We start from the raw sequence: 12,185 nt of genomic DNA on the forward strand, positions 1-12,185 counted from the left end.
GCGGAGCCACCTGTCCGGGGACTCCGTGCGCCATGGGGGTCCCCCCTGCTCGAGCGCAGCCGAGAGCTCGGGGGAACGCGTGCCGGGCGTCGGGGCGCAGGCGGGGGTTCAAAGACAGGCTCTGAGGGCCCGGTGCGGGGGCCTCCAGTGCGGGGGCCTCCGCCGTCACGGGAAGACGGGCAGGGCACTGCGGGAAGCCGAGGGGTTCGGGTGTGGGCCGCCGGTCGGCGGGGATATCGGCGGCACGGGGTCGCCCCCGGCATCACCGCCCGAGCCGCCGTCCTCCTCGCCGCCCGATCCGTTGTCGCCGTCGCCGCCGCCGTCGCCGTCGTCACCGCCGTGGCCGTCGCCGCCGCCCTGGCCGCCACCGTGCTGGCCACCGTTGCCGGAGCCGCCGAGGATCCGGCCGCAGAACTCCTCCACCCGGGCCGGTCCCTTGGCGGCCTCCTCCAGGCGGCGGCGCTTCTCGCCCTGGAGCTCGCCGCTGCGGTAGGCGCGGCAGGCGGCGACGGCCTTGCGGTACCACCGCTTCGCCTCGTCGCCGCGGGGCGGCTTCTTGTCGCCGGTCGGCTGCTGGGGGACGCGGGTGCGCTCGTCGCCCGCCTCGGCCTCCGGCGGCGGGCTGCTCGCCGGTTCCCGGGACGACGGCTCTTCGTCGGGCGTCGTGGTCTCGTCCGGTGAGAGGTCCTCGGACGGCTCGTGCGCGCCCTCCGTCGGAGAGGCCGTCGGCTCCTCCGGGGTGGCGCCGGACGACGCGGAGACCGCGGGGCCCGGGCTGCTGTGCTTGCCGAACGGCGAGGGCAGCACGCCCGTCCCCGCGGCCACCGCGACGCCGCCGATCATGCAGCCCGCGAGGGCCGCGGCGACGCCGAAGCGCACGGGTCTTCCCCAGCGGCTGGGCGGACGGTTGCCCGCACGCCCCAGACGTACGGTCTCGCCCGCGGCTGCCTCGTGGGCCGGTGTCGCGTACGGCGCGGTCCTGGAGCTGCCGCCCCGCGCGACCCCCGCGCCCCCTGCCCGCACGGCCCGGAACGCGGCCAACGCGGCCGCCTCGCCCGGGAGTTCACCGGAGCCGGTACCGGTGCCGGTGCCGGTGCCGCGGGCGGCGACGGCGCCGGGGACGGCCTGGGCGTCGTCGCGGTCGGCCTCATGAGCGGCCGCATGAGCGGCCTCATGAGTGGCCTCATGAGTGGCCTGCGGCGAATGCCCCGCCGCACCCGGCACACCCGCCACACCCGGCTCGCCCAGCTCACCCGGCTCACCCACGCGGTCCAGCGCCGAGAGCGCCCGCGCGAGCCGCTCGGCCTGCGCGCGCGCAGCTGAATCGATGCCTTCGAGGGGCTCCCCGCGCAGCAAACGCTCCGCCGCGTCGCGGTCCAGCCACTTGTGCTGCTCGTCGGCCATCACATGTCCTTCTGCGTCCGCGTACGCGATTGCGTCACACCGGCGGACGTCACCGCGCACCCGCGCGGCTCTCTCTGCGGCGGCACGGCGCCGAGCGCCTCCTTGGGGTCGGTCCCCTCTGGACCGAGAAGTTCCGCGAGCCTCTTCAGACCGCGGTGCGCCGCCGTACGGACGGCTCCGGGGCGCTTGCCGAGGGTCTGCGCCGCGCTCTTCGCGTCGAGCCCGACGACGACGCGGAGCACGACGGCCTCCGCCTGGTCCTGCGGGAGCTGGGCTATCAGGGCCAGTGCCTCACTGGTGGCGAGGGACTCCATCGCCTCGTCGGCGGTGTCCGCGTCGCCCGGCTTCCCGGTCAGCTCCGACTCGTCGCCGCCCACCGCGGGACGGCGGCCCCGCATGCGTATGTGATCGAGGGCGCGGTTGCGCGCGATGCGCGCCGCCCAGCCCCGGAACCGGTCCGCGTCGCCGCTGAACCGGTCAAGATCGCGCGCTATCTGCAGCCAAGCCTCGGAAGCGACGTCCTCGGCGTCCGGGTCGGCGACCAGCGTGCGTACGTATCCCAACAACCGCGGGTGCACGGCGCGGTACACAGTACGGAACGCGGTCTCGTCCCCGTCCTGCGCCGCAAGCACCGCGGCGGTCAGCTCCGCGTCCTCCCCCAGCACTCTCTCAATCCTGCCACTCGGAGATCTGCGCCCGGCCCCGGCGCGAAGCAGCACGCTACGGGCTCGGACAGGCCTACGTCCATGTTTGTACAACATGCAACTAGCGGGTGACACAACGCGGTGTGACAGAAAACGCACCCGCGGCGCTGAAGGGAGTACGGACCGCACGCGGTTCGTACCGTGTGTCGGCCGGGGCCTCTCCTGTGGGGGGTGGCGGCCCCGGCCGACTCGGGTTCACCGCCCCGCCGCTCAGCTTTTGCGGCGCCGGGCCAGTCGTCACCCCCGCACCCCCGGCATCCCGTTGGGCCGCAGTCGTTCGCCCAGGTTCCGCAGGCCCCGGTGCGCGGCCGTCCTGACCGCTCCGGGGCGTTTGCCGAGGACGCGGGCCGCCGTCGGGGCGTCCAGGCCCACGACCACCCGCAGCAGTACCGCCTCCGCCTGGTCGCGGGGCAGCGCCGCGACCAGGGCGAGCACCCGTTCCGTGGAGATCGCCTCCAGCGCGGCCGCCGACGTGCTGTGCGGGCCCGGCAGTTCGAGCATGTCCTGTTCGAGCGGGGCGGGGCGCGGGCGTGCCTTCAGGCGGCGCAGGTGGTCGAAGGCGCGGTGGCGGGCGATCGTCGCGGTCCAGCCGCGGAAGCCCGCCCCGTCCCCGTGGAACCGCCCGAGGTCCCTTGCGATCTCCAGCCACGCCTCGGCGGCGACGTCCTCGGCCGTCTCGCCGTCCGTGCCGACGAGGCCGCGCAGGTAGCCGACGAGCCCCGGCTGGACGATGCGGTACGCGACCGCGAAGGCGGCCTCGTCGCCCGCCTGGGCCGCCGCGACGGCCCTGCCCAGCTCCTCGTCGTGCGCCTGTGCTCGACGGGGTTCCCCACCCTGGCCCAACCCGCTCCCATCCGGCCCGCGCGGGCCCAGGTCACCGTGCCTGGGCCTTCACGGTCGACAGCGTCACCGGGAGCGGAAATGTCACAGCCGGGGCTCACACCTCGAAGAGTCCTCCGCCGCCCGGGCCGACCTCCGAGATGTCGATCGTCCGCGAGGCGGGCGGGGCCGCCGCGGACACCGGCCGGTCGTACGCGGACATGCGCATCCTCATGGTCTCGCCGTTCCCCACGGCCACGACGCCCAGGATGTACGGCTTGCCCTCCGCCGCCACGTACACCGACGTCCTGTCCCCTCCTGCATCCTCCTTGTCCTCGACGAGCGGGATGACGTCCGTGCCGTAACGCCGGGTCTCGGGCAGGGCCTTGATGACGTCGTCGGGGCCGGGGCTGCCGGGCATCGAGTGGGTGAACTTGTCGAGGTCGCAGCTGTTCACCGGCATCGAGGGGCCGCTGCCGGTGCCCGTCGGGATCTTCAGGTACTTGCCGCGCGCCAGCGCCGTCCGCTCCCGGATCCGCGCCGCGGCCTCGGGGCCCCGGCCCGCCGCCAGCTGCCGGATCTCCGCGAGCGCCTCGTCGCTGAACCGCACATAGGTCGAGCCGCCCGCGATCATGATGAGGTCGCCGCGCTGTGCCGGGCCCGAGTCGAAGGTGCCCGTGCAGTTGCTGTCGCGGTCCATGTGGAGCGAGACCTTCTGGCGGCCCTTCGGGGTGGCCATGTCGACGCCGATGCGTACCGACTTCGCGTTCCGCAGCAGCGTCATGGCCTCGGTGGAGAGCTTCCTGCCGCGCGCCTCGTCGTCCGGCACGAGCTCTTCGAGGGTGCCTCCGGAGTACGTCACCTCGCGGTCCGTGCCGCAGGACGCGAGCCCGCCCAGCGCCGCGCCCACCGCGACCCAGACCGCGGCCCTGCGCCGCCACCGTCCGTCCGCCCGCACCAGGCCGGACATCCGTGCCCCCACCCGTTCTCCCACTCGAAGCCCCACCCGATTCCGCCCGATTCAGTACGTCACAACTGTCACATGACCCAGCGCGCCGCCCCGCCCACGTGTCACTGCCGGGACGTGCGGGATAGATCACGCGACAAAACGTCCGGGACGCTACAACCCTTTGGCCGCCCGGCCAGTCGTACGAACTCGCTGTGTTCACCTGAAATTTGCTGAGGGGTGGGGCATTTGAGCCCGCGCAAACCGCGCGAAAAGGCGCGTACCACGCATGCGTACAGGCCACTGAGTCTCAAGCGCAGGGCGTGGCTGACGATCGGGGCCGTCGTGCTGGGGGGCGCGGGTGCGGTGACGTATGCGATGGCCGACCCGAGCGACGGGGAGAGCCCCGGCGCCGACCCGCGCGCCAAGCGGCCCGCGAGCGTCCGCGATCTGCCGCTCAAGGCCGACGGCGCGACGAAGCAGGGGCTTGCCCGCACGTCCACCGAGCAGTTCTCCCTCCTCGGCGTCTCGTGGAGCGGGGCCACCGAGGAACTGGCGGGCACGGCGCAGGTCCGCACGCGCGCCATCGGCTCCGCCGCGTGGAGCCGTTGGCGGGCCCTGGACCTGGAGACGCACCCCGCGGAGAAGGCGGAGGCGGGCAAGCGCGCCGCATCCGACCCGCTCTGGGTCGGCCCGTCGGACGGCGTGGAGGTCCGCGTCGTCGCCGAAGACAGCACGTCGAGCTCCGAGCTGCCCGCGGGCCTCAAGGTCAACCTCGTGGACCCGGGCGTGACGGCCGGGGAAGCGCGGAACCCCGCGCTCGACGGCGGCGCGGGTGACGCGGGTGGCTCAGGTGGCTCGGGTGGCACCAGCGCGGCCCGCGGCACCGCGATGACCCCCGCCTCCTTCACCGCCGACGCCGACCCCTCGAAAGAGGCCCCCGCCGCCCCCGACACCACCCCGGCCAAGCCGACGGCCCCGCCGTCCACGGTCACCCGGCCGCCCATGGTCGGCCGCGCGGCCTGGGGCGCCGACGAGTCCACCGTCAAGGACCCGCCGGAGTACATCGAGAAGGTCAAGGCCGTCTTCGTCCACCACACGGGCGGCACGAACGACTACAGCTGCGCCCGGTCCGCGTCGCTGGTCCGCGGCATCATGACGTACCACGTGGAGACCGAGGGCCGGAGCGACCTCGGCTACAACTTCCTCGTGGACAAGTGCGGCCAGGTCTTCGAGGGCCGCGCGGGCGGCGTCGACCTGCCCGTCCGCGGCGCGCACACCGACGGCTTCGACGGCGACTCGACGGGCATCGCCGTCCTCGGCGACTTCGAGGGCGACCCGGCAACGGGCGAGCCCGCGGGCAGGCCGACCCGCGCCGCCCTGGAGTCGGTGGCGCGCGTGGCGGCCTGGAAACTCGGCCAGTACGGCGGCGACCCGGCCGGAAAGGTGACGCTGACCGCCGCCGAGGACACCGGCGTGTGGAAAAAGGGCGACCGGGCGTCGCTGAACACGGTCTCCGGTCACCGGGACGGCTCCGCGACCGCCAGCCCCGGCAAGAACCTGTACGCGAAGCTCGGTGAGATACGCCGCTACGCGACCGGCGCGGGCCGCAACTCCGCGATCCCGACCGGCGACTACAACCGCGACGGCATCGGCGACCTCATCGCGGGCACCCCGCAGGCGTCGTCCAGCCGCGGCCGCGTGACGGTCGTCCCCGGCGGCCTCGACGGTCCGGTCGGCGCCTCGCGGATCTCCCTGACCCAGACCAGCACGGGCGTCCCCGGCATCTCGGAGGCGGGCGACAACTGGGGCGCGGCCACGGCGTGGGGCGACCTGAACGCCGACGGCCACGCGGACCTCGTCATCGGCGCGCCCGGTGAGGACGACACGTCCGGCCACGCCGACCGCGGCGCGGTCACCATGCTGTACGGGCCGAAGTTCACGTCCGGCACGGACATGCAGCTCTCGGACGACTTCCACTACCCCGGCGCCAGGTTCGGCTCCGCGGTCGCGTCCGGCGACTTCAACGCCGACGGCAAGGCGGACGTCTTCGCCGCGGCGACCGGCACCGGCGGCTCGTGGGCCGCGCGGACAGACGCGGAGCACGAGTCGGGCGGCAGCCTCACCTCGGGCGACACGGCCATCGCGTACCCCGACGCCGCGTCGGGCGACTTCAACCGCGACGGTTACGCGGACGTGGCGCTGACCTACCGCGACCAGGCGGGCAAGGGCAAGGTCGCCTGGTTCAGGGGCGGCCGCTCGGGGCTCAGCCGGGTCGGCGTGCTCTCCGTCCCCGGCGGCCGCTCGGTCGCCGTGGGCGACGTCAACGGCAACGGCTACGACGACCTGGTCATCGGCCAGCCCTACACCGCCGAGTCCGGCGCCCACGCGGGCGGCCAGGTCACGGTGGTCCCGGGTACGTCGACGGGCTTCACGACGACGGGCATGAAGACGGTCCACCAGGCGACGTCCGGGGTTCCCGGCGCCGCGGAGGCGGGCGACGCGATGGGCTGGTCGGTCGCGGCGGGCGACTTCAACCTCGACGGCTACGCGGACGTCCTGACGGGCGCCCCCGACGAGGACATCACCCGCGCCGACAAGAACCGCAAGGACGCGGGCACCTCCCTGCTCCTGAAGGGCTCCTCGTCCGGCCTCACCGGCTCGGGCGCGAAGGCCTTCTCGCAGGACGAGCCCGACGTCCCCGGCTCCACCGAGTCGGGCGACCGCCTCGGCTCCTCGGTGACGCTGGCCGACCTGTCCGGCACCGGCCGTGCGGACCTGGCCATCGGCGTCGAGGGCGAGGACTCGGGCGACGGCACGATCCTCCAGCTGGACAGCGGCAGTTCGGGCGTCCCGGGATCGAGCGGCGTGTACTACGGCCGTACGCTCCTGGGCACCCCGGCGGGCGCCCGTCTCGGCCGGACACTGACGCCGTAGCGGCTCGTGCGCCGCTCTCCGGGTTCGCGCCCGGGGAGCGGCGCCGCACGTCGTTCACGTATCGCTCGGCACCCTGCAGTCCTGCGGCTGGGGCCTGCCCTTGGGCCAGCCGATGCCGACGAAGCGCAACTTCTCGGTGCGCGGGTCGAGTTCGACCACGGCCACGGGCTTGTCGTAGGCGTTGCCCGCATTGGTCAGACAGATCCAGCCGCTGGTCCCGCGGACGCGGTTGCCCGCTTCGAGGCGCTGCCACATGTCGGAGACCCGCTTCAGGGGCGGCACCGTGCCCTCGGTCTGGGCGTTGGCGAGCAGCACCGCCTTGGCGATGGTGCGCGTGCCGTCGTACACGAGCATGGTGCGGGAGTCCTCCAGGGGCACGGGTCCGATGTCCCCCGCGCTGCCCTTGTCGATCAGCGCGCGCAGCTTGGTCAGCTCGGCCTGGGGTTCGGTGAGGTGGTCACGGCGGTCCTCCGCGCCCTTCTTGCCGCGCAGCTCACGGTTCCAGGCGTCGGGGTGGCCCGGCGCCGCGTACTGCACCGTGACGAGGGGTTCCTTCCCGCCGCCGCGCAGCCGATCCCAGTCGCCGTCCTTCATATAGCGGTTGAGCGTGGCCGCGCCCGAGCCGCTGACGATCGTGTACTTCTTCCCGCGGCACTGCACGTCGGCGAGCTTCAGGGCGAAGAGCCGCAGGTGGACGGGGCGTCCCGCGAAGTAGACGTAGCGTGCCGTGGACTGGCAGATGTTCTGGGCGATGAGGGTGAAGTCGTTGCCGGTGTCGCCCGGGTCGGTGATGGAGGGGGACTCGAACGTCTGGTCCTTGGGTCCCGGCGGCCCGTCCTCGTCGCGGCTGAAGGCCTTGGCGAGCGAGTCGTTGTAGATGTCGTGCGGCCGCTTGTCCCTGACGAGCACGGTCTGTTCGTCCTTGAGCTCGCCGTGGAAGCTGGCCAGCGCGTCGGCCTGCTGGCGGTTGGTCGGGATGATGCGGGCGAGGCCGGGATAGGGGTCCTTGGTGCCCCGCTCGGGGTTGGCGAGTTCGTCCGCGCTGACGCGGCTCGCGAGGACCGGGATGTGCAGGTCGTTGGTGAGGCGGGCGATGGCCTTCTTCGTGGCGTCCAGGCTGAGGTTGAAGCCGGTGACGGCTCGGAGGTTGTCCTTCTTGTCGTCCGCCATGTCCGCCAACTGGTCGACGACGCGCTCCTGTTGGGCGTACGAGTCGCCGGGGTTGGCGAGGACGAGCCGCAGCAGCGGGGTGTTCTCCTCGCGGTTGGCCCGGTACTGGGCCAGGTAGGCGCCCTGGATCTCGCTGCGCAGCTGGATGCGTTCGGCGTCGATGTCGGGCTGGAGGGGCAGCATGAGGGCGACGGTGACGTGCGGTTTGTCGCCGACGAACTCCTCGTTCTCCTTGGCGATGGCCCGGGCCACCTTGTCGATCTCCGGTGTCCCGAACGCGTATCCGCTGCCGTTGACGCCGATGCACTCGCCCCCGTGCTTCTCGACGCCGGTGGCGCAACTGTCGGGTTCGCCGATCGGGGGCAGGAACACGTACAGGAGCACGCCTGCGGCCGCGAGGCCGAGCAGCGTGAGGATCCTGCGCATCCAGTTGGCCAAGAACGTGTTGTACAGCCAGTTCCCGAACTGCCTCAACGCTGCCCTCCCTCTGCCGGTGACTCCTGGTCGTGCCGGTGGTGAATCGTTCCGTCAGCCGAATCCGATGTGCTCCGTGCACACACACCGCTTCAGCGGCTGCTTGTCCTCGGCCCGGTCCCCCCAGTCGCGGGCCATGCGGATGAGGAGGGCGGCCCCGTCCGCCGCCCTGGCCACATCGGCCCCCTCGGGCCCCTGGTCGCGCACCGCCTCGTCGGCGAGGGTCGCCAGCTCCTCGCTGAGCTCCCGCAGGGGCCCGCGCAGGACGCCGGGCACGATCTCCTCCAGCGGCTGCGTCCGGTCCTCGGTCAGCCACACGGCGTGCAGGAGCCGGTCGACCTGGCGCCGCAGGGTGTCGCCGCGCACCTGGGTCTCGCCGAGCGCGCGGGCGTACCGGTCGTCGTCCGCGCCGATCAGCGCGGCGTCCCCGATGGCGAGCAGCTCCTCGCACCACTCGTCGACGGGACGGGTGCGGAAGGCGTCCGCCAGGTACCGGGTGACGAGGTCCGCGCCGTCGGAGGCGAGGAGGTGGTGCATCCGGTGCGCGGCGGCGGTGACGAACAGGGCGTCGGGGTGGCGGTCGCCCAGATCGCGGTAGTGGCCCTGCAGCAGCGCGTGGTCGGCGTGCCAGGCGGCGCCCCCGGCACGGAGCCGGTACAGCCGCCGCGTGAGGAGGCGGCGCAGCCCGAGGTCGCCGATGAAGTGCCGGGGGCAGCCGGGCCAGCCGGTGTCCTCCAGGAGTTCGGCGATGCGGTAGGCGTTCAGCTGCTCGGTGCGGCCCTCCTGGACCGCGCGCATCAGCGTCTGGGCGCACTCCACGTCGTGCGCGACGGACAGGTGGGTGAGCAGGTCGAGCCAGTGGCTGCGGTGTTCCGGCGGCAGTTCCTCGGGGCGCTGGTGGACGACGAGTTCGTCGACGAGTACGTCGGCCACCGGGCGGTCGGCCACGGGGCGGCCCTGCTCGTCCTCGCCCGCGCGGACCCGGGCGTCCAGGATCGCCCAGTCGGTGCACTCCTCGGGCGTCGGAAACGCGACGGCCACGGCCGCGGTCGCCTCGCCGAGCCGGGTCACGAACAGCGGGCGGCCCCCGCTCAGCCGGTGCACACCGCTGTGGATGCGGAGCCGGAGGGCGTTGTCCGGCTGCTCGTGGCCGCCCCGGATCCTGGCGGTCTCGTCCTTCTGCCGGTCGCGGGTGAGCACGGGCATGCGGACGAGGAGGACGCCGCGCCACAGGGGCGCGTGGTCGGGGACTCCGCCCGGCGGACGGCTCCACTCGGGCAGCGTCCCGGTGAAGGGCTGCCAGGTGGCCATGCCGTCGTGGCTGCTGCCCGCCCGGTGGAGGAAGCGGCCGCCGTCCTCGCGCCGGGCCGTCGCGAAGATCACGAGGCGGTCGTGGTGCCCCCGCTCCCGGTCCTCGAGCGCCGCCTTCACCAGCCGCCTGCCCAGGGCACCGTCCGCGTGGTCGAGGAGCAGCGCGGGGCGCCCCACGCGCGACATGCGCCCGCGCACCCCGTGGTAGGCGGCGTCGACGTCCTGCCGCAGCGCCCGGAACAGGAAGCCCTCGGCGATCCTTCGCGCCTCGCCGCCCTGCTGGAAGTCCTCGCCCAGGGCCCGCAGTCCGGCCTGCGGGTGGCCGCCCGCGCCGGGATACTCGCCGTAGCAGGACGCGAGGGCGGCCCTGCCCTCCGTGGAGACGCGGGCGAAGAGCCCGTCGAGCAGCGCGTGGAGGAAGGGCCCGGCCAGCGGGCTGGTGACGAGCCCCGCCAGGTAGCCCACGTAGTTCTTGGCGGTCCCCTTCAGGACCCCGCGCCAGAAGGAGCCGGGCGGCAGGATCCCTTCGAGCCGCCCCACCTCGTCCACCAGGGGCGCGGCACGGGCGAGCCGGTCGCTCGCCGCCACGGCCGCGAGCCCGGCGTACAGCCGCGGGACGGCGATCCCGCCCCCGTCGCCGCCCCAGTCGCCGTACTGCAGCGCGATCTTGCGCAGCACCTCGGTCACTTCCGAACGGCTGCCGGGCCGCTCCTCGGCCAGTTCCCTGGCGTCGGTCAGGGCGCAGTCCACGTGCGCGGTGGGCACGCGCGGCCCGAACCGCGTCCGTATGCAGCGCAGCAGCCTTCCCTTGCCCATGCCGGGTCCGCCGACGAGGAGCACGACGGGCAGATCTGCGCCGTAGAGCGGCTCTCGTCTGCGCCCGGCCGCGGTCTTCCCGAGCAGCCGGGCGATCAAGCCGCCGTCGTCCAGCAGCTCGTCGAATCCGAGTTCGTCAGGCACGGGCGTCTCCGTGGCCGCGACGGCCGGTCGACGAATGATGGCTCGTCAGGTTAGCCGTGGCACAAGGAACTTGGGGAGGTTTCGCCGCACCTCGGCAGGGGTCACCGTCCGCCTCACGATCTCCAGCGGGAATCAAGGAAACATGGACGCCCCGCCACAACAATCTCGGCCATGGCGCGAATCTTCCGCCATGGCGGAAAACATCCGCCACATCCGGGCCGTCCCGCGGCCCCGCAGAGAAGCTGGGGAACCCCATGGCCAGATCGACGTTCACCCGCATCGCCGTGGTCGGAGCTGCCGCCGCCACCCTGTTCGCCGTCTCGTCGGGCCCGGCCCTGGCCGCCGGTGTCCGGGTCAGCGACAAGACCATCACCCTTCCCAACGGCCGTGGCTACATGAAGTTCCACGACGACGGCGACGTCTTCGAGATCTGTGACACCAAGGCGGACGGCAACGGCGTCACCGGCTCGCTGAAGAAGCAGTACGTGGCCGGAAACATCTCCACGCTGTGGACGGACGGGGACGGCGGCGACTCCGGATGCGACAAGCACCCGTACAACGTCGGCAACGACGGCTGGTACCAGATGACGCTGAAGTGGAACGGCGGCGGCGCGACGGTCACCTCCGAGTGGTTCAACGAGTAGGACCCGAGGGTCCTGCGGGGGCTCTTCACCCGCAGGCGGTGCTCACCAGAAGCCGTACAGCGCGACGACGTACCCCGGCAGCGACGCGCCCCCGCTGCGGCCACCCAGCGCGGACAGTCGCCGGACAGGCCCCACACTGTCCGGCGGCCGCGCCAACTGCCGGGCAAGCCGCAGGATTCCGCGCCGGGCGGCCGCCCGCACCGCCCCGGGCCGCTTGCCAAGGACCTGCGCGGCGGACGGGCCGTCCAGGCCCATGACGACCCGCAGCAGGACCGCCTCGCCCTGATCGGGCGGCAGGTCCGCGACCATGTTGAGGACGCGCTCCGTCGACAGCGTCTCCAGGGCCCGGACCGCGGTGTCGTCCACACCCGGGAGGTCGAGCACGTCCTCCTCGATCACCGTGCCGCGCGGCCTGCTCCGCACCCGGCGCAGATGGTCGATGGCGCGATGGCGCGCGACGGTCGCGGCCCAGCGGCGGAAGTCGGCGCCGCTCCCCCGGAACCTCTCCAGGTCGCGCACGATCTGCAGCCACGCCTCGGAGGCCACGTCCTCCGCGTCGTCGCGGACGAGTCCACGCACATAGCCGAGAAGTCCGGGATGAACGCACCGGTAGACAAAGGAAAAGGCCTCCTCGTCCCCCTCCCGCGCGTCCGCCAGAGCCCGAGTCAGCTCCTCGTCACAAGCCGCCGAACGGCGATGTACCCCACCCTGCGCCACGCTCTCCTCTTAACCCCGCTGACACTGCCCACCGTGCCCGTGCCCTGCCCGCGCCCGCGCTTCCTCGCGCTGCGGCTCACTGTGCCGCATTTCCCCATA

9 protein-coding genes are annotated in these 12,185 nt (G+C 73.3%); 2 read left to right on the forward strand and 7 right to left on the reverse strand.

Features of this window, described 5'->3' with window-relative positions:
- Positions 1 to 165 precede the first annotated feature (165 nt).
- From ABZV77_RS06930 to ABZV77_RS06945, 4 genes are all read right to left on the reverse strand, one after another.
- Complete coding sequence (locus ABZV77_RS06930) at positions 166 to 1,404, reverse strand: hypothetical protein (protein ID WP_356251252.1); 1,239 nt, start codon at positions 1,402 to 1,404, stop codon at positions 166 to 168.
- Positions 1,404 to 2,069, reverse strand: coding sequence for an RNA polymerase sigma factor (locus ABZV77_RS06935; protein ID WP_356251255.1), 666 nt, complete (start codon positions 2,067 to 2,069; stop codon positions 1,404 to 1,406). Before ABZV77_RS06935 ends, ABZV77_RS06930 begins: the two co-directional genes overlap by 1 nt.
- Positions 2,070 to 2,345: 276 nt before the next feature.
- The gene (locus tag ABZV77_RS06940) at positions 2,346 to 2,951 is read right to left on the reverse strand and encodes an RNA polymerase sigma factor (RefSeq protein ID WP_356251258.1); all 606 of its coding nucleotides are present in this window, start codon (positions 2,949 to 2,951) and stop codon (positions 2,346 to 2,348) included.
- 94 nt (positions 2,952 to 3,045) lie between these two features.
- Positions 3,046 to 3,909: a hypothetical protein gene (locus tag ABZV77_RS06945; RefSeq protein ID WP_356251261.1), complete on the reverse strand. Its 864-nt coding sequence runs from the start codon at positions 3,907 to 3,909 to the stop codon at positions 3,046 to 3,048.
- Between the two features lie 342 nt (positions 3,910 to 4,251).
- On the opposite strand from ABZV77_RS06945, the gene ABZV77_RS06950 reads away from it, so the two are divergent.
- On the forward strand, positions 4,252 to 6,810 hold the full coding sequence (locus ABZV77_RS06950; protein ID WP_356251264.1) for an FG-GAP-like repeat-containing protein: 2,559 nt from the start codon (positions 4,252 to 4,254) through the stop codon (positions 6,808 to 6,810).
- Positions 6,811 to 6,864: 54 nt separating this feature from the next.
- On the opposite strand, the gene ABZV77_RS06955 is transcribed toward ABZV77_RS06950, so the two are convergent.
- Both ABZV77_RS06955 and ABZV77_RS06960 read right to left on the reverse strand, forming a co-directional pair.
- Positions 6,865 to 8,454 carry an amino acid ABC transporter substrate-binding protein gene (locus ABZV77_RS06955; protein ID WP_356251267.1) on the reverse strand — a complete coding sequence of 530 codons (1,590 nt, stop codon included), beginning with the start codon at positions 8,452 to 8,454 and terminating at the stop codon, positions 6,865 to 6,867.
- Between the two features lie 54 nt (positions 8,455 to 8,508).
- Positions 8,509 to 10,725: a hypothetical protein gene (locus tag ABZV77_RS06960; RefSeq protein ID WP_356251270.1), complete on the reverse strand. Its 2,217-nt coding sequence runs from the start codon at positions 10,723 to 10,725 to the stop codon at positions 8,509 to 8,511.
- Positions 10,726 to 10,979: 254 nt separating this feature from the next.
- Between ABZV77_RS06960 and ABZV77_RS06965 the strand changes: the two genes are divergently transcribed.
- On the forward strand, positions 10,980 to 11,369 hold the full coding sequence (locus ABZV77_RS06965; RefSeq protein ID WP_356251273.1) for a hypothetical protein: 390 nt from the start codon (positions 10,980 to 10,982) through the stop codon (positions 11,367 to 11,369).
- A 42-nt stretch (positions 11,370 to 11,411) separates the two neighbouring features.
- On the opposite strand, the gene ABZV77_RS06970 is transcribed toward ABZV77_RS06965, so the two are convergent.
- Entirely contained in the window at positions 11,412 to 12,086 is a 675-nt protein-coding gene (locus ABZV77_RS06970; RefSeq protein ID WP_356251276.1) for an RNA polymerase sigma factor, read from the reverse strand.
- Between the last annotated feature and the right edge of the window lie 99 nt (positions 12,087 to 12,185).

Origin of the sequence: Streptomyces sp. NPDC004732, assembly GCF_040609235.1 — a bacterium.
Taxonomy (GTDB): Bacteria; Actinomycetota; Actinomycetes; order Streptomycetales; family Streptomycetaceae; genus Streptomyces.